The organism is Allosphingosinicella sp., assembly GCF_036387215.1.
Taxonomy (GTDB): Bacteria; Pseudomonadota; Alphaproteobacteria; order Sphingomonadales; family Sphingomonadaceae; genus Allosphingosinicella.
Genome location: NZ_DASVUE010000136.1, coordinates 1 through 16,800, shown reverse-complemented (window position 1 = coordinate 16,800; position 16,800 = coordinate 1). Strand labels below are relative to the sequence as shown.

Sequence of the window (16,800 nt, the reverse complement as noted above, 5' to 3'; positions counted from 1 at the left end):
GGCGCTCCTCTATCCGGGGCTCCGCCGCCGGACCGAGGAAGAGATCATGGCCCGCGCCAAGGAGGAAACGTACCTCATGGAGTCGATCCGGGCGATGCGCTCGATCAAGCTCCACACCAACGAGGCGATGCGCGAGAATGGCTGGCGCAACCGCTATGCCGACGTCGTCTCCGCCAATTACCGCACGCAGATCTTCGGCATCCAGATCGATCTTGCCGAAAGTATCCTGTTCGGCGCTCAATTCCTGATCATCGTCTATCTGGGCGCGCTTCAAGTGATCGGGCAGGAGCTGACGGTCGGTCTCCTGCTCGCCTTCGTCGCCTATCGCACCGGTTTTACCGGGAGCGCCGTGGCGCTCGTCGATCAGGCGCAGGCGTGGCGGCTGCTCGGAGTTCATCTCGAACGCCTCTCCGACATCGTCAGCCAGCCGCGCGAGCAGCTGAAGTCCGCCAACCGCCCCAAGCTCCTGCCGGCCCCCGAAATTCGCGGCGAGGGGCTGGGCTTCGCCTACGGCCCGAACGAGAATCCGGTCTTCGAGAAGCTCGATTTCTCGATCCCCAAGGGAAGCTTCGTCGCGATCGTCGGCCCGTCCGGATCCGGCAAGACCACCTTGATGCGGATCCTGCTCGGCCTGCTTCCGCCGACCTCCGGGCATTTGATGATCGACAACGTTCCGCTCGGCCCCGCCACCAACTCGCTTTGGAGGGCCCGGATCGGTGCCGTCATGCAGGACGATCACCTGCTCACCGGCACGCTTTCCGACAACATCGCCTTCTTCGATCCGAAGCTCGACCAGAACAGGATCGAGGCGGCGGCGATGGCGGCCCGGATCCATGACGATATCGCCAAGATGCCGATGGGCTATCAGAGCCTGATCGGAGACATGGGCGCCGCGCTCTCAGCCGGCCAGCGCCAGCGCATCATGCTCGCCCGGGCGCTCTACCGCGACCCCGATGCGCTGTTCCTCGATGAAGGCACCGCCAATCTCGACGACGAGAATGAGAATGCGATCGCCGACCTGATCGCGCGCCTGCCGATCACCCGTATCGTCGTCGCGCACCGCCCGGCGCTGATCGAGCGCGCCGAGATCGTGCTCCGCCTGCAGGACGGCAAGCTCACCCGCGTCTGAAGCTTCCAACAAGCCGACTTGCCTCGCCCGCTCAATCGCTTAGGCATTGCGGCGGATGAGCTTTATGGGGTTGGTCGATTCATGAAATATCGGAAGATCGTCGTTGCGGGACTGTTTGCCTTTGCAAGCCTTGGTTCGATCGTGAGCGCGCAGACGGCGCCGGGAGCCGATGATCCCAATGAGTGGCTCGAGGAGATCGAGGGTGCGAAGCCGCTCGCCTGGGCCCGCGCCGAGAACGAGAAGACCTTCGGCGTGCTCCAGAAGGACCCGCGCTATCAGGCTTATTACAACGAGGCGCTCCAGATCCTTCAGGCGAAGGACCGGATCCCGTTCGTCTCCATCCGTCCTGACGGCCTCTACAATTTCTGGCAGGACCAGGAGCATGTCCGCGGCGTCCTGAGGCGGACGAGCCTTGCCAGCTATCGCACCGCCACCCCGCAATGGGAGACGGTGCTCGACATCGATGCGCTCGCCAAGTCCGAGAACGCCAATTGGGTCTATCAGGGCTCCAACTGCCTGCCGCCGGAGGACCGGCGCTGCCTCGTCGTCCTTTCGAACGGCGGCAAGGATGCCAATGTCGTCCGCGAATTCGACATGGTCGAGAAGCGCTTCGTCGAGGGCGGCTTCAACCTGCCCGAGGCGAAGCAGACGGTCGCCTGGGTGGATGCCGACACTCTCCTCGTCGCCCGCGACTGGGGCGAGGGGACGCTGACCAAGTCCGGCTACCCCTTCGTGGTGAAGGAGCTGAAGCGCGGACAGACGCTCGATCAGGCGCGTGAAGTTTATCGCGGATCGCCGAACGAGAACCGCGCCGATCCGTTCGTTCTGCGGGACAGCGCCGGCAAGGTGCACGGCATCGGCGTCTCCCGCGGCATCAATTTCTTCGAGCGGGAGTTCGTGCTTCTGACGCCGAAGGGACCGGTGTCGCTCCCGCTTCCGCGCAAGGCTTCGCCAAGCGGCATCGTCGACGGCCGGCTGCTCGTGACGTTGCGCGAGGATTGGTCGCCGGCGCCGAACCTCAAGTTCAAGAGCGACTCCTTGCTCTCCTACGATCTTGCCGAGTGGAAGCGGGGTCCGCTGAAGGCGCTGCCGTCGCTCGTCTTTGCGCCGGGTCCTCGCCAGACGCTCGGCGGCGTCGCAACGACGAAGGACAAGCTGCTCCTCACCATCCTCGACAACGTCCGCGGCCAGGCGTTCGCCTACGATTATACTGGCGGCGCATGGAAGAAGACTCCCGTCGCGCTTCCAAAGAACGCCACCATCAGCGTCGCCGCCGCTTCCGACGATGATAATTCGGCGATGTTCAGCGTCACCGACTATCTGACGCCGACCACGCTCTGGTACATGGATTCGGCGACCGGCAATGTTGCCACCCTGAAGTCGTCGCCGCCGCGCTTCGATGCGTCCAAGCACATGATCGAGCAGTTCGAAGCGACTTCGAAGGACGGGACGAAGATCCCCTATTTTGTGGTCCGCCCGAAGAACATGAAGTTCGACGGCTCCACGCCGACGCTCCTGAACGGCTATGGCGGTTTCCAGATCCCGCAGGTGCCCGGCTATTCCGGCACGATGGGCAAGCTCTGGCTGGAGCGGGGCAATTCCTGGGTGGTGGCGAACCTGCGGGGAGGCGGCGAGTTCGGTCCATCCTGGCACCAGACGGCCCAGGGTGCCAACAAGCAGCGCACCTGGGACGACTTCATCGCCGTCGCGGAGGACGTGATCCGCCGCAAGATCACAAGCCCGCGACGCCTCGGCGTCGTCGGCGGAAGCCAGGGGGGCCTCCTCGTCGGAACTGCGATTACGCAGCGGCCGGAGTTGTTCAATGCCGCGATCGTGCAGGTGCCGCTGTTCGACATGCTGCGCTACAACAAGATGGGCGCCGGCGCTTCGTGGATCGGAGAATATGGCGATCCCGAGAAGCCCGAGCAGCGTGCCTGGATCGAAGGCTATTCGCCTTACCAGAAGCTGGTCGCCGGAAAGACCTATCCGATGCCCTTCTTCCTCACCTCGACGAAGGACGACCGCGTCCATCCCGGCCACGGCCGCAAGGCTGCGGCGAAGATGGCGGCGCTCGGCCAGCCCTATCTCTATTACGAGAATATGGACGGCGGCCACGCGGCAGCGGCGAACCTCCCCGAATCCGCCCGCTTCTATGCCCTTCAATACACCTACGCGACGCAGCGCCTGGTGGACTGACAAAGTGCTGCGGGGGATTCTCGCGTTAGTGGGGGCGGCGGTGCTCGCCGCCCCCGCGTCCGCGGCCGAATTCGACGCGTGGCGATATAGAGCCAGGGTTGGCACGGCTCAGGTCGAAGCCGATCGACAGACCTTGTTCGAGAAGATGGTCGCAGGCGAGCTCGATCGCGGAGGCGCGGAGCGGCTGGCAGCGCTCGCCGTTGCGGGAGCGAGCAAGTCCACCTCCGACTACCGCCGCCGCTGGCGCGAGGTGATGCGTGCCTGCGCGGCTTACAAAGCTGAAATGGATCTGATCCGCGGCGGCGGGCCGTACAAGCCGGGCTGGATCGAAGATCGCTGGCTTAAGAATAGGGCCGCGGCGACTGCCCCGGAAGCGCGACGCTTGTTCGAGCAGGTCTTCCTGGATCAATGGCAGCAAAAATATGATCCGGGCCTTGATCGGGCCGGGAATATGGCCGTTGGCGCCCTGATGAACTCGGAGATTCAGACCAATTACCGCAGCGGCACCTCCTGGCTGAAGGCGGTGCTGGCGCGCATCGGCTGGTTCGACATCTCCCGTTATGGCGAGGAGGCGTCGCAGGCCGCCTGGTTGATCGTGCAGCATTCGGACTATGATCCAGAATGGCAGAAGCGGATGCTGAAGGTGCTGGAGCCGCGTGTCAAAAGCGGCGACATGCAGGGGAAATATTACGCCTATCTTGTGGATCGGGTCGCGAGCAACGCCAAGCGTCCGCAAGTGTACGGCACCCAGGGCCGCTGTGTGGGCAAGGGGGATTGGCAGCCTTTCGACGTGGTGGACCCAGCGAAGCTCGATGGCCGCCGAAGTGAGGTTGGGCTGGAGCCGATCGACGAGTATCGGCGCCGTTTTACCTGCCCCTGAAGCTTGCCTCCTTGTGCCGGGGCTCCTAGCCTCAGCGACAAGGAGAGGGTGATGCGGATCGCATGCCTCGGCGGGGGACCGGCCGGGCTCTATTTCGCCATTTCGATGAAGCTGCGGGACCCCTCGCACGAGATCGACCTGTTCGAGCGCAACCGCGCCGACAGCACGTTCGGCTGGGGCGTGGTCTTCTCGGACCAGACGGTCGAGAATCTGATGCGGAACGATCCGGTCTCCGGAGCTGTGATCGCGGGCGAGTTCGCGCATTGGGACGATATCGAAATCCATATCCACGGGCAGACGGTGCGCTCGTCCGGGCACGGCTTCATCGGGATCGGCCGGAAGCGACTGCTCAACATCCTTCAGGAGCGGGCGCGCGAACTGGGGGTGCGGCTGCACTTCGAGCATGAGGCGAGCGCCGACCTCGCCGACTGGTCCGGCTACGATCTCGTCATCGCCGCCGACGGCGCGAACAGCCGCATCCGCATCCGCTACGAGCCGCATTTCAGTGTCGATATCCAGGTGCGGAAGAACAAGTTCTTCTGGTTCGGCACGAACAAGGTGTTTGAAGCTTTCACCTTCGCCTTCGAGCAGACAGAAGCCGGGTGGGTGTGGGCCCATGCCTACCGTTTCGACGGCGATCTCTCGACCTTCATCGTCGAAATGGCGCCGGACACGTGGCAGCGGCTCGGCTTCGACCGGATGGACCAGCCTGAAGCCATCGCGATCTGCGAGCGGATCTTCGCCAAATATCTGGACGGCCACAGCCTCCGGTCGAACGCGCAGCACCTGCCGGGACCGCAGGCCTGGCTCAACTTCCGCCGCATCATCTGCGAGCGCTGGAGCTACCGGAACCTCATCCTGCTCGGCGACGCTGCGCATACTGCTCACTTCTCGATCGGATCCGGGACGAAGCTGGCGCTCGAGGATGCGATCAAGCTTGCGGAGGTGCTGAACCGCCCCGGCCTGTCACGGGAAGCGGCGCTCGAGGAATATCGGGAGGAGCGCAACGTCGAGGTGCTGAAGCTCCAGAACAGCGCCCGCAACTCCACCGAATGGTTCGAAACCCTGGACCGCTATCTCCATTTCGAGCCGATCCAGTTCGCTTATTCCCTGCTCACCCGCTCGCAGCGCGTCAGCCACGAGAATCTCCGCCTCCGCGACAAGCCGTGGCTGGAGGGCGTTGAGCGCTGGTTCCAATCGAAGGCGCGGGGGAAGCCGGTCAATGATCCCGCTCCGCCCATGTTCGCGCCGTACAGGCTTCGCGACATGGCCCTGGACAATCGCGTCGTCGTTTCCCCCATGGCGATGTATTCGGCGCGGGACGGAACGCCGAACGATTTCCACCTCGTGCATTATGGGGCCCGGGCTCAGGGCGGTGCGGGCCTCGTTTACACGGAGATGACCTGTGTCTCCCCGACGGGCCGCATCACGCCCGCCTGCGCCGGCATGTGGTCTGCGGAGCATGCGCAGGCTTGGAAGCGGATCGTCGAGTTCGTCCACGCGAATACGAGGGCCAAGATCTGCCTTCAGCTCGGCCATTCCGGGGCGAAGGGCTCAACCCGGGTGGGCTGGGAGGGCTATGACGTGCCGCTGGAGGAGGGGAACTGGCCGCTCATCGCCGCCTCGGACGTCCCATGGTCCGCCGCCAACCAGAAGCCGCGCCCGATGACCCGCGCCGACATGGACGAGGTGCGGGACCAGTTCGTCCGTGCGGTCGAGATGGGGCTGGAGGCGGGGTTCGACATGGTCGAGCTCCACTGCGCGCACGGCTATTTGCTCTCGAGCTTCATTACCCCGCTCCAGAACACGCGCACCGACGAATATGGCGGCAGCGTCGAGAACCGCCTCCGCTACCCGCTGGAAGTCTTCCGCGCGATGCGCGCCGCTTGGCCGGCCGAAAAGCCGATGTCGGTCCGCATTTCCGCCAATGACTGGATGGGCGATCTGGGCGTGACTCCCGACGAGGCGGTCGAGATCGCCCGCGCCTTCACGGAAGCAGGCGCGGACCTGATCGACGTTTCGGCCGGCCAGACCTGGGCCGAGTGCAGCCCCGTCTACGGCCGGATGTTCCAGACGCCCTTTGCCGACCAGATCAGGAACGAGGCGCGTGTTTCCACCATGGCGGTTGGGAACATCTACGAGAGCGATCATGTAAATTCGATCCTCGCCGCCGGCCGCGCCGATCTCGTTGCGCTCGCGCGGCCGCACCTCGTGGATCCGATGTGGACGCTCCGGGCGGCGGCGGGCCACGACTATCGCGGCGTTCATGTTCCGCCTCCCTATCTGGGCGGCATGTCCCAGTTCGCGCGCAACCTGAAGCGCGAGCAGGAAGCGCAGCTCAAGGCATGAGGCTCGCGGAGCAGCACGCTCTCGTCACCGGCGGCGGCACCGGCATCGGCGCTGCCATCGCCCGCGCGCTGGCTACGGAGGGCGCCAAGCTGACGCTCATGGGCCGCCGCCGCGGGCCACTGGAGGAGGTCGCCTCCGGCGATTTGGACGCGCTTGTCGCGCCCGCCGACGTGACCGATCGGGAGCAGGTGGAGCGCGCCTTTGCGATGGCTCGGGACGCACAGGGACCGATCACGATTCTCGTCAACAATGCCGGAGCCGCGGCCGGCGTGCCGTTCGCGAAGGTGAGCGAGGCGCTGTGGCGCGACATGCTTGCGGTGAATCTCGACGGCATCTTCAATTGCTGCAAGTCGGCGCTCGCGGACCTGCTCGCGGCAAAGGCGGGCCGCATCGTCACGGTCGCTTCGATGGCCGGGCTTTACGGCTTCGCTTATGCATCGCCCTATATCGCAGCCAAGCACGGTGCCGTCGGCCTTACCCGGGCACTCGCGGCGGAATATGCCAACACCGGTCTTCGTGTGAACGCAGTGTGCCCCGGCTTCGTCGATAGCGACATGACGGGCCAATCCATCGCCAACATCGTTGCGAAGACCGGGCGAGCCGCCGACGAGGCATTGGCCGAGCTGGCCCGGCTCAACCCATCGGGCCGCCTGATTTCGCCGGAGGAGGTCGCCGCGGTGGTGCTTGACCTCGTCACTTCCGACAGGAACGGTGAGGCTGTGGAGATCGCATGAACCCGGCAAGTTTCGCGCCCGAACATTTCAGATGGTCCTTAGGCGACGGGGTGGCGACAATCACCCTCAATCGCCCCGAGCGGAAGAACCCGCTGACCTTTGAAAGCTATGCCGAGCTTCGCGACACCTTCCGGCAGCTCGTCTACGTGCCGGAGGTGAAGGCGGTCGTCATCGCGGGCGCGGGCGGCAATTTCAGCTCGGGCGGCGATGTGCACGAGATCATCGGCCCCCTCACCGAGATGGAGATGCCGGGGCTCCTCAGCTTTACCCGCATGACGGGGGATCTGGTGAAGGCGATGCGCGCCTGCCCGCAGCCGATCGTCGCGGCGCTAGACGGCGTCTGCGTCGGCGCAGGCGCGATTGTGGCGATGGCGTCGGACGTCCGCTTCGCGACACCCGAGACGAAGACCGCGTTCCTCTTCACCCGCGTCGGCCTTGCCGGCTGCGATATGGGCGCCTGCGCGATCCTGCCGCGGATCATCGGCCACGGGAGGGCGTCGGAGCTCCTGTTCACGGGACGCGTGATGACTGCCGAGGAAGGGGAACGCTGGGGCTTCCACAACCGCATCGTCGCGGCCGCCAGCCTGCTGGACGAGGCAACCGCCTTCGCCCGCTCGCTGGCCGCCGGTCCCACCTTCGCCCACGGCATCACCAAGACGCAGCTCCACCAGGAATGGAACGTCAGCCTCGATACCGCGATCGAAATGGAGGCGCAGGCGCAGGCGATCTGCATGGCCACCAACGACTTCCGCCGCGCCTTCCAAGCCTTCGCCGCCAAGCGGACGCCGGAGTTCAAGGGCGACTGAATGGCCGACCGCTCGTTCCTCGACTGGCCGTTCTTCGACGACAGCCACCGCCGCCTGGCGAAGGATCTCGAAGAGTGGTGCCGATCCGAGATCGAGGAGGCCGAGGAGGCGGACGTTGACGAGGCCTGCCGCGCCCTGGTTCGCAAGCTCGGCGGAGGCGGGTGGCTGCGCTACTGCGTCCCCGCAGCTTATGGCGGTATTCACGAGGCGCTCGACGTCCGCTCGCTCGCGCTGATCCGCGAGACGCTCGCCCGCCAATCGGGGCTCGCGGACTTCGCCTTTGCGATGCAGGGGCTCGGATCGGGGACGATCAGCCTGTTCGGCTCCGAAGCGCAGAAGCAGGCGTACCTTCCGGCCGTCGGGCGGGGCGAGAAGATCGCTGCCTTCGCGCTCACCGAGCCGGTCTCCGGCTCCGACGTCGCCTCGATGGAGACGGAGGTAAGGGAGAACGGAGCCGGCTATTTCGTCAGCGGCGCGAAGACCTACATCTCCAACGGCGGCATTGCGGATTATTACGTGCTCTTCGCGCGCACCGGAGAAGCGCCGGGCTCCAAGGGCATCTCCGCCTTCATCGTCGACCGCGGCACGCCCGGCCTCGACGACAGCGAGCGGATCGACGTCATGGCCCCGCACCCGCTGGCGACGTTGCGCTTCGACGACATGGCGCTTCCGGCCTCGGCCCTGCTGGGCGAGCGCGGCAAAGGGTTCGCCCAGGCAATGGCGACCTTGGATGTGTTCCGCACCACCGTCGGCGCGGCCGCTCTGGGGCTCGCCCGCCGCGCGCTCGACGAGGCGACGCAGCGGGCGCTTTCCCGAAAGCTCGGCGCCGGCACGCTCGCCGACAATCCGATCACCCAGTCGAAGCTCGCGGAGATGGTGCTGGACGTCGATAGCTCCGCGCTCCTCATCTACCGCGCCGCCTGGCTTCGCGATGTGAAGGGGCAGCGGAACAGCCGCGAGGCGGCGCTCGCCAAGCTCCACGCCACCGACAGCGCGCAGAGCGTGATCGACAAGGCGGTGCAGATGTTCGGCGGCCTCGGCGTCACCCGGGGCGTGCCGGTGGAGCGGCTCTATAGGGAGATCCGCGCGCTCCGTATCTACGAGGGGGCATCGGAAGTGCAGAAGGTCGTGATCTCAAGGGTGCATCTCGCGGAGCATAGGCGATGAAGTTCCTTCAGCCGCCCGGCTGGCACCGCCCGAAAGGTTATTCGAACGGCATTTCGGCCAAGGGGCGGCTGATTTTCACCGCCGGGGTCGTCGGCTGGGATGAGGAGCAGAGGTTCGCCGCGGCCGACCTGCCCGGCCAGTTCCGTCAGCTTCTCCTCAACACGCTCGCCATCCTCGCCGAGGATGGTGCCGATGCTCACAACATCGTCCGGATGACCTGGTACGTCGTCAACAGGGACGATTATGTGGCGAACCTTTCCGTGCTCGGCGGCATCTATCGCGAGCTGATCGGCAGGCATTATCCCACCATGGCGGTCGTCGAAGTGGCCGCTCTCGTCGAACACCAGGCGCTGATCGAGATCGAGACCATAGCGGTGGTGCCCGAGTGACATCGCACCGCGACACGTTCGTGGTCGATCGCCTTCCGCGGCCGGCGGACCAGCCCGAATTCCTCTTCGACCTCCCCGAGCTTCGCTATCCCGAGCGCCTCAATGCCGCGGTGGAGCTGATCGACCAAGCGGACCCGAACTTGCCGGCGGTGGTCAACGAGCATGGCCGCTGGACCTACGGCGAGATGCGGGACCTCTCCGACCGAATCGCGCGCTTGCTGGTCGAGGAGGAGGGGCTGGTGCCCGGCAACCGCGTGTTCCTCCGCGGCCCGAATTGCGCCACCCTCTTCGCCGCCTGGCTCGGCATTCTCAAGGCGGGCGGAATCGTCGTCGCGACGATGCCGATCCTCCGGCCGGGCGAGATCGCCACGATCCTCGAACGGGCCGAGATCAGCCACGCGATCGTCGACAGCCGCTATGTCGGCGACTACCGCCAGGGTGCCGAAATGGCGGGCACGGTGCGCTCGCTGCTCCGCTACGACGGGGACCATGGCAAGGGCGAGCTCGAGCGGCGGGTGGCGGGCGTGCGCGCCGGCTTCACCCCCGTCGCCACCTTCTCGGACGATCCGGCCCTCATCGCCTTCACCTCCGGCACTACGGGCAAGCCCAAGGGCTGCATCCACTACCACCGCGACGTCCTCGCTTGTGCGGATGCATTCGCAGGCAACATCCTGAGGCCGGAGCCCGGCAACCTTTGGACCTGCTCCGCGCCGATCGCCTTCACCTTCGGACTCGGGCAGCTCCTCATCTTTCCCTGGCGCTTCGGCGGGACGGCGGTGACGATCGAACAGCCGAGCCCGGCCGCTCTCCTCGACGCCGTGGAGCGCCACAAGGTCACCACCCTGGCAACCGCCCCCACCGCCTACAAGGCGATGCTGGGGCTGCTGGAGGGGCGGGACATCTCCTCGCTCCGCACCTGCGTCTCCGCCGGCGAGCACCTTCCCGCCGCCACCTGGCACGCGTGGAAGGAGCGGACCGGCATCTCCATCGTCGACGGCATCGGCGCGACCGAGATGATGCACGTCTTCATCTCCGCCTCGGGCGACGACATCCGCCCCGGCGCCACCGGCAAGGCGGTGCCCGGCTACCGTGCCTGCGTGCTCGACGATGCCGGCAATCCGCTCCCGCACGGCACGGGTCGCCTTGGGGTGAAGGGGCCGACCGGCTGCCGCTATTTCGACGACGAGCGGCAGACGAGCTACGTGCAGGGCGGCTGGAACGTCACCGGCGACACTTATCGGCAGGATGAGGACGGCTATTTCTGGTACCTCGCCCGGTCGGACGACATGATCGTCTCGTCAGGCTACAATATCGCCGCGCCCGAGGTGGAGAATGCGCTTCTCTCGCACCCCGCTGTTCAGGAATGCGGCGTCATCGGTGTCCCCTGTGAGGAGCGAGGGCAGCGCGTGAAGGCGTTCGTGGTCGCGGCGCCCGGGCACGAGCCGGGGGAGGCTCTGGCTGAGGCTTTGCAGCAACACTGCAAAGCCGTGATCGCCCCATACAAATATCCCCGGAACATCGAATTCGTCGATGCGCTCCCAAAGACCGCCACCGGCAAGCTGCAGCGGCATGCCCTCCGGAGCTCCGGCGCGGCTTAGCCGTTCAGCGGGGCTTCACCGCCGGCAGGTCAGTTGCAGGGCGAAACGTATTCTTCCGTAGGATCATCTCGTTGTGAGCTTCCCCAAGTCTGTTCTGATCGTTCTTCTCTCCACCACCACTGCTCCCGCGCTCGCGCAGCAGACCCGCACGGAGCCGGTTCCGCAGCCCGCGCCCGCGCCGGCACCGGCCGCCGAGGCCGAGCAGCCCGCCGATCAGCCGACGGAGCAGGTGGTTCCGGAGGGGAATGAGGACGAGGATAGCGAGGAGATCGTCGTCACCGGACAGCGTCAGCGCGGCTCCGTCATCGGCGACATCGCTCCCGAGATCCAGCTCTACGCCCGGGACGTGCGGGCGCTCGGCGCCGGCAGCATAGCGGAATTGCTCGACGCGATCGCTCCCCAGACGCAGAGCGGCCGCGGCAGGGGCGAGGGGAGACCGGTCCTGCTCCTCAACGGCCGCCGCATCTCGGGCTTCCAGGAAATCCGCAACATCCCTCCCGAGGCGATCCAGCGGGTGGACATCCTGCCTGAGGAAGTGGCGCTCAAATACGGCTACCGCGCCGACCAGAGGGTGGTGAACTTCGTCCTTCGCCGCCGTTTCAACGCCACCACCGCCGAAGCCCGATACGGCCTCGCCACCGACGGCGGCCGAAGCAATTACGGGGCGGACCTCAACTACCTCCGGATCGACCGCGCGGGCCGCTGGGAGCTCGACGCGAAATACAACCATGCCTCGCCCCTGTTCGAGAGCGAGCGGGGGCTCGGAACCGAGCTCGGGGACTTTCGGACGCTCCTGCCGGAGACCGACCGGCTCGAGCTCGGCGGCACGCTGAGCCGCACGATCTTCAACGATGTCGGAGCGACGTTGAACGCGACGTTCGAGGCTTCGAACAGCGAAAGCCGGCTTGGCCTGCCGTTCCCGGGTGCTCCGCGCCCGCTGACGCGCGAGACCGAGAGCCGCGACGGCCATTTCGGGCTGGCGCTGAACGGCGCCCTCTCGTCATGGCAATGGTCGTTCACCGGCAATTACGACCGCGGCCACGGCGTCTCCGTCACGGACCGGCGCGATGCCTTCGAGCTCACGGACCGGGCTGAGACCGACACCGAGACGGCCAATGCGCAGTTGGTCGCCAACGGCTCGCCGTTCCGTCTTCCCGCCGGCGCGGTCTCTACCACGGTCAGGGCCGGCTTCGAGCATCAGGGGCTGGAAAGCGACGCGACCCGCCTCGGAATTCCGCAGAGCAGCGACCTCTCCCGCTATCGCCGGAACGTTCAGGCCAATGTCGACCTGCCGATCGCCAGCCGCCGCAACGACGTGCTGGCGGGGATCGGCAACCTCTCCTTCAACCTGAACGGCGAAATCGAGGAGCTGTCGGACTTCGGCACGCTGAAGACGTTCGGCTACGGGCTCAACTGGTCGCCCATCGCCGCGGTAAGTCTGATCGCCTCGATCACGGACGAGGAAGGCGCGCCGACCATCCAGCAGCTCGGCAACCCGGTGGTGCAGACGCCGAACGTGCGCGTATTCGATTTCACCCGCGGCGAGACGGTCGACATCACGCGCATCGAAGGCGGCAATCCGAACCTGTTCGCGGACGACCGTCGCGTGTTCAAGCTCGGGCTTACCGTGCGTCCGCTGAGCGAGACCGACCTGTCGATCACCGCCAATTACACGGATACCCGCATCCGCAACGCCATCTCCTCCTTCCCGACCGCCACTCCCGAGATCGAGGCGGCGTTCCCGGACCGCTTCCAGCGCGACGCGGCCGGCCGGCTGCTCCGGATCGACAGCCGCCCCGTCAATTTCGAGCGCTCGGACCGCGAGGAGCTGCGCTGGGGGTTCAATTTCTCGAAGCCGATCGCCTCAGCCCGTCCGCCGCGCGAGGCGCTGCCGACGCGGGTGCAGGAGCGGATCAGGCAGCGTGAGGCCGGCGGCGCTCAGGGCGTTGCGGGGGCGGCCGGCGGCGAGCGCGGCGCCCGGCGTGGCGGCGGTATGGGGCGGCCTGGCGGCGGTATGGGGCGGCCTGGTGGCGGCGGCTTCGGCGGCTTCGGCGGCCCGGGAGGCTTTGGCGGTTTCGGTGGAGGCGGCGGCGGGCAGGGCGGGCGTATCCAGCTTGCCCTCTATCACACGTGGCGCTTCCAGGATTCGGTGCTGATCCGCGAAGGCGTGCCGGAGCTCGACTTCCTGGGCGGCTCCGCCGCCGGCAGCCGCGGCGGCAGGCCGCGTCACGAGCTCGAAGGACAGGCAGGGATCTTCAAGAATGGTTTCGGCGCCCGCCTCACCGCCAATTGGCAGAGCGGCACCGAAGTCCGCGGCGTGCCGACGTCGACCGGCGCAACGAGCAGCGACCTCCGCTTCTCGGACTTCGCGACCGTCAACTTCCGCCTGTTCGCGAACCTCGGCGAGCAGCAGTTCGTGAAGCAGATGCCCTGGCTCCGGGGCACGCGCGTGTCGCTGTCGGTGAACAATCTGTTCAACGCCCGCCCGGACGTCCGCGACCTCACCGGTGCGACGCCGCTCGGCTATCGCCCGGAGGAGCTCGACCCGCTCGGCCGCTCGGTGACGCTCAGCGTGAGGAAGCTGTTCTTCTAGGAACGGGAACGTCGGGACGGTTTACAAAGTCCTAATGGTTAACCGCCGCTAGCCGGCCTTTTCCGCCACTGGCACGGCTCTTGCTGCTGATCGGGCATGCTCAAGAAGATCGCGCGCCTGTTCGTCATCAAGAACCGCTTCGAAGCCTATGCCGTCATCTATGCGATCGCGGTCGGCGCCGTCGGGCGCGGCTTCCACTATATGGAAGTCTATCCCGGCGCGATTGGTTACGTCTTCTTCGCCGCCTGCACCGGCGCCGTGTTCATGGCGGGAGCCAAGATCCTCGATTCCGTCGGGCCGAAGCGGAAGCCGGGCGAGGAGCGCAGGACAAGGCCGGAGCGCCGGGCGGAGCTTCGGCAGGCCGGTTGAAAATTCCCACGCGGTTGGCGGATATTCCCAAGCCTTGGGGAAATCGCGCAGCCTCCGGGAGGTCTATTGCCGCTAAATTCGGCTGATGTCCGCCATTTCCTCGACTTGGCACGGCTCTTGTAATCCGGAGTGCATACCGCCGCAAAGGCGGACGGCACGAACAAGGTTCAGGGAGCATTGAAATGACCGACTTCTTCAACATCGACATCAACCGGATCGTCACCGCCGCCGTCGGCGCGCTCGTCCTCAGCACCGCTTGCATCGCCGCCGCCGTTGCTCCGGCCCGCGCGGTCGAGACCGACACCGGCCTGCAGATTGCGCAGAGCCAGGTGGCCGCGGGCGAGGCACGTGCCTGAAGCACTGCCTTCGCTCCGGCCCAGCCAAGAGCGGCGGCCGTATCCGGCAACAACGGAGTTTCTTCCTATGGGTATCTTCTCCCGCACCAGGGACATCATCGCCGCCAACATGACGGATCTTCTCGATAAGGCTGAGGATCCGGCCAAGATGATCCGGATGATCATCATGGAGATGGAGGAGACGCTGGTTGAGGTCCGCGCGTCCGCTGCCCGAACGATTGCGGACCAGAAGGAGATGCGCCGGCAGATCTCGAAGCTCGAGAAGATCCAGGAGGGCTGGACCGAGAAGGCGGAGCTTGCGCTGTCGAAGGGCCGCGAGGATTTGGCGAAGGCCGCTCTCGTCGAGAAGCGGAAGGCCGGCGACATGGCCGAGCAGCTGGGTGTCGAAATCCAGGTGCTGGACGATGCGCTTCGTGCATCGGAAGCGGACATCGCCAAGCTTCAGGGCCGGCTTCGGGAAGCGCGGACGCGGCAGAACGCGATCGCCGCACGGATGGAGAGCGCCCACAACCGCACCAGGCTCCGCGAGATGTATGCGGGTCCTAAGGTGAGCGAGGCCTTCTCCCGCTTCGACATCCTCGAGCGCCGCGCCGATTATGCCGAAGGCGAAGCCGATGCGCTCTCGCTCGGAGCACCGCCCAAGTCGCTCGAGGAAGAGATTGCCGAGCTCCGCAACGAGGAAGCCGTCGATGCCGAGCTCCAGGCGCTGAAGGCGCGGCTCGGCCCGGGACTGGAAGGCTGATCGGATGGAGGACGCGCTTGCGATCGTCCTGCTCTTCATCGGGCTTCCGTGGCTGGTCTTCCACTACATCACCAAGTGGAAGGGCGCGGCGACGATCACGGGCGAGGACGAGAAATTGCTCGACGAGCTGCACGACCTTGCTCGTCGGCTCGAAGAGAGGGTCGGCACGATCGAGCGGATCATGACGGCGGAGAATCCGGAATGGCGGCAGATCGCCGTCGATCCCGGCAGTGTAGGCATCCAAGACACCAGTTCATTCAGAAGGATCGCGAAATGAGGGGCAAGAAGTTCCAGCTCGACCGGCAGGGCGGCAAGTTCATGGGCGTCTGCGCCGGGATCGGCAATTATCTGGGGGTGGATCCCACCTTCGTCCGGATCGCCGCGGTGGTGCTGACCGTGCTCGGCGGCTTCCCCTGGACGCTCGTCGCCTATGGCGTCGCCGCCTGGGCCGCCAAGCCGAAGCAGAAGCTCGGCTATAATATCGAGGACGACATCCGCACGCTTCGGGAAGGCTCGCGCCGGGATTACCAGTCCAGCATGCGCGACATCGACCGGCGCCTCGCCGAAGTCGACAGCTATGTCGGAAGCGCCGACAGCCGCCGCCTTTCACGGGAAATCGAAGAGCTGCGCTAAGCCGCCTTCAAAAGATCAGGGACACAGGGAGGAGAACATGAACGACCCAACCACGCTCCTCGCGCTTTCCAGCTCAGGGCTGATGGCGCTCGGGATCGCGACCTTCGCCGGTCTGAAAGGCTGGCAGGGCTGGCTGGACCTCAAGCGGATGGAGATTTCCGGCGGCCGTCAGGAGCCGAAATCGCCCGCCATGGAGCGGATCGAGATCGCCGACCTCAAGGAACGCATCCGCAAGCTCGAAGCGATCGCCTCCTGCGTCGATCTGTGAGCGGTTGCTCGTAAGGGCGCGGCCGGTCAGCAGCCTGCAATCCGCTCGGTGCTTACGGCTCCGTCCCGCGCGACCCGCCAGATGTCGCCGTAGCTTTCATCGGTGAGGTCGGCGGGCCGCGCCCCGCCGAGCGCGGCGACGATCTCGGGCACGGTGTTGCTGTGGCCGACGATCAGCACCGGGGTCGTCTCCGCCCGCGCCCGAGCCGCCAGTCCCGGAGTGTCCCGCGGATCGTAGTCCGAAGCAGCGATGCGAAGGCGTGCTGCCAGCGGCGCCGCAGTCTCCCGGGCCCGCCGCGTCGCGCTGACGTAGATCGCGCCGATGCCGCGCCCGGCCAGCTGTTCGCCCAGCGCCGCCGCGCATTTCTGGCCAGTGGCGTTGAGCCCCGGATCCTGCCCGTCCGCCTTGTGGAGGTGGCGCATCACGTAAATGGCCGGCCCCCGCTCCTCTCGCTCCGCCGTCGCGCAGCCCGCGGCCATCAGCGCCGCAATCGCAAGCAAAAGCCTCATCCTGCCTCCTCCACCCCCGCCTTCTGACGTGAAACCCGCCGCTTCACAATGGCGGCGACACGGGCTACGGGGCTGCCGGGGG

Annotated in this window: 17 protein-coding genes; 16 read left to right on the top strand and 1 reads right to left on the bottom strand. The window is 66.2% G+C overall.

Annotated elements, in window-relative coordinates; all coding sequences use genetic code 11:
• The 16 genes from VF662_RS05445 to VF662_RS05370 all read left to right on the top strand — a co-directional run.
• Positions 1–1,129: peptidase domain-containing ABC transporter (locus VF662_RS05445; RefSeq protein WP_464138750.1), on the top strand; the 1,129-nt coding region annotated here is incomplete at its 5' end.
• An 81-nt stretch (positions 1,130–1,210) separates the two neighbouring features.
• The gene (locus VF662_RS05440; RefSeq protein WP_464138747.1) at positions 1,211–3,325 is read left to right on the top strand and encodes a prolyl oligopeptidase family serine peptidase; all 2,115 of its coding nucleotides are present in this window, start codon (positions 1,211–1,213) and stop codon (positions 3,323–3,325) included.
• A gap of 40 nt (positions 3,326–3,365) precedes the next feature.
• The gene (locus tag VF662_RS05435; RefSeq protein WP_464138743.1) at positions 3,366–4,205 is read left to right on the top strand and encodes a DUF6624 domain-containing protein; all 840 of its coding nucleotides are present in this window, start codon (positions 3,366–3,368) and stop codon (positions 4,203–4,205) included.
• 51 nt (positions 4,206–4,256) lie between these two features.
• Positions 4,257–6,554, top strand: a complete 2,298-nt coding sequence (locus VF662_RS05430; protein ID WP_464138740.1) for a bifunctional salicylyl-CoA 5-hydroxylase/oxidoreductase — start codon at positions 4,257–4,259, stop codon at positions 6,552–6,554.
• A complete protein-coding gene (locus VF662_RS05425; protein ID WP_464138736.1) occupies positions 6,551–7,288 on the top strand; it encodes an SDR family NAD(P)-dependent oxidoreductase in 738 nt (245 codons plus the stop codon). The genes VF662_RS05430 and VF662_RS05425 overlap by 4 nt, the downstream gene beginning before the upstream one ends.
• The gene (locus VF662_RS05420) at positions 7,285–8,094 is read left to right on the top strand and encodes an enoyl-CoA hydratase family protein (protein WP_464138732.1); all 810 of its coding nucleotides are present in this window, start codon (positions 7,285–7,287) and stop codon (positions 8,092–8,094) included. Before VF662_RS05425 ends, VF662_RS05420 begins: the two co-directional genes overlap by 4 nt.
• Positions 8,095–9,261, top strand: coding sequence for an acyl-CoA dehydrogenase family protein (locus VF662_RS05415; RefSeq protein ID WP_464138728.1), 1,167 nt, complete (start codon positions 8,095–8,097; stop codon positions 9,259–9,261).
• The gene (locus tag VF662_RS05410) at positions 9,258–9,650 is read left to right on the top strand and encodes a RidA family protein (RefSeq protein ID WP_464138725.1); all 393 of its coding nucleotides are present in this window, start codon (positions 9,258–9,260) and stop codon (positions 9,648–9,650) included. The genes VF662_RS05415 and VF662_RS05410 overlap by 4 nt, the downstream gene beginning before the upstream one ends.
• Positions 9,647–11,248 carry an AMP-binding protein gene (locus tag VF662_RS05405; RefSeq protein ID WP_464138722.1) on the top strand — a complete coding sequence of 534 codons (1,602 nt, stop codon included), beginning with the start codon at positions 9,647–9,649 and terminating at the stop codon, positions 11,246–11,248. Before VF662_RS05410 ends, VF662_RS05405 begins: the two co-directional genes overlap by 4 nt.
• Positions 11,249–11,321: 73 nt before the next feature.
• Positions 11,322–13,841 (top strand): TonB-dependent receptor plug domain-containing protein, encoded by a 2,520-nt coding sequence (locus VF662_RS05400; protein WP_464138718.1) that lies wholly within the window; start codon positions 11,322–11,324, stop codon positions 13,839–13,841.
• A 96-nt stretch (positions 13,842–13,937) separates the two neighbouring features.
• Positions 13,938–14,210 carry a hypothetical protein gene (locus VF662_RS05395; protein ID WP_464138714.1) on the top strand — a complete coding sequence of 91 codons (273 nt, stop codon included), beginning with the start codon at positions 13,938–13,940 and terminating at the stop codon, positions 14,208–14,210.
• 182 nt (positions 14,211–14,392) lie between these two features.
• The gene (locus tag VF662_RS05390; RefSeq protein WP_464138709.1) at positions 14,393–14,566 is read left to right on the top strand and encodes a hypothetical protein; all 174 of its coding nucleotides are present in this window, start codon (positions 14,393–14,395) and stop codon (positions 14,564–14,566) included.
• A 67-nt stretch (positions 14,567–14,633) separates the two neighbouring features.
• Positions 14,634–15,308, top strand: coding sequence for a phage shock protein PspA (gene pspA / locus VF662_RS05385; protein WP_464138705.1), 675 nt, complete (start codon positions 14,634–14,636; stop codon positions 15,306–15,308).
• Positions 15,309–15,312: 4 nt separating this feature from the next.
• Positions 15,313–15,585, top strand: a complete 273-nt coding sequence (gene pspB, locus VF662_RS05380; RefSeq protein WP_464138700.1) for an envelope stress response membrane protein PspB — start codon at positions 15,313–15,315, stop codon at positions 15,583–15,585.
• Entirely contained in the window at positions 15,582–15,941 is a 360-nt protein-coding gene (locus VF662_RS05375; RefSeq protein WP_464138696.1) for a PspC domain-containing protein, read from the top strand. The genes pspB and VF662_RS05375 overlap by 4 nt, the downstream gene beginning before the upstream one ends.
• A 37-nt stretch (positions 15,942–15,978) precedes the next feature.
• Positions 15,979–16,209 carry a hypothetical protein gene (locus VF662_RS05370; protein WP_464138693.1) on the top strand — a complete coding sequence of 77 codons (231 nt, stop codon included), beginning with the start codon at positions 15,979–15,981 and terminating at the stop codon, positions 16,207–16,209.
• 26 nt (positions 16,210–16,235) lie between these two features.
• Here VF662_RS05370 and VF662_RS05365 read toward each other — a convergent pair whose 3' ends face one another.
• Entirely contained in the window at positions 16,236–16,718 is a 483-nt protein-coding gene (locus tag VF662_RS05365) for a SixA phosphatase family protein (protein WP_464138688.1), read from the bottom strand.
• Between the last annotated feature and the right edge of the window lie 82 nt (positions 16,719–16,800).

Bases quoted from the DNA above. Each gene is read 5' to 3' on its own strand.
- VF662_RS05370 (WP_464138693.1), top strand. From the start codon at position 15,979: ATGAACGACCCAACCACGCTCCTCGCGCTTTCCAGCTCAGGGCTGATG.
- VF662_RS05425 (WP_464138736.1), top strand. From the start codon at position 6,551: ATGAGGCTCGCGGAGCAGCACGCTCTCGTCACCGGCGGCGGCACCGGC.
- pspB (WP_464138700.1), top strand. From the start codon at position 15,313: ATGGAGGACGCGCTTGCGATCGTCCTGCTCTTCATCGGGCTTCCGTGG.
- VF662_RS05365 (WP_464138688.1), bottom strand. From the start codon at position 16,718: ATGAGGCTTTTGCTTGCGATTGCGGCGCTGATGGCCGCGGGCTGCGCG.
- VF662_RS05395 (WP_464138714.1), top strand. From the start codon at position 13,938: ATGCTCAAGAAGATCGCGCGCCTGTTCGTCATCAAGAACCGCTTCGAA.
- VF662_RS05415 (WP_464138728.1), top strand. From the start codon at position 8,095: ATGGCCGACCGCTCGTTCCTCGACTGGCCGTTCTTCGACGACAGCCAC.
- VF662_RS05440 (WP_464138747.1), top strand. From the start codon at position 1,211: ATGAAATATCGGAAGATCGTCGTTGCGGGACTGTTTGCCTTTGCAAGC.
- VF662_RS05390 (WP_464138709.1), top strand. From the start codon at position 14,393: ATGACCGACTTCTTCAACATCGACATCAACCGGATCGTCACCGCCGCC.
- VF662_RS05375 (WP_464138696.1), top strand. From the start codon at position 15,582: ATGAGGGGCAAGAAGTTCCAGCTCGACCGGCAGGGCGGCAAGTTCATG.
- VF662_RS05420 (WP_464138732.1), top strand. From the start codon at position 7,285: ATGAACCCGGCAAGTTTCGCGCCCGAACATTTCAGATGGTCCTTAGGC.
- VF662_RS05430 (WP_464138740.1), top strand. From the start codon at position 4,257: ATGCGGATCGCATGCCTCGGCGGGGGACCGGCCGGGCTCTATTTCGCC.
- pspA (WP_464138705.1), top strand. From the start codon at position 14,634: ATGGGTATCTTCTCCCGCACCAGGGACATCATCGCCGCCAACATGACG.
- VF662_RS05410 (WP_464138725.1), top strand. From the start codon at position 9,258: ATGAAGTTCCTTCAGCCGCCCGGCTGGCACCGCCCGAAAGGTTATTCG.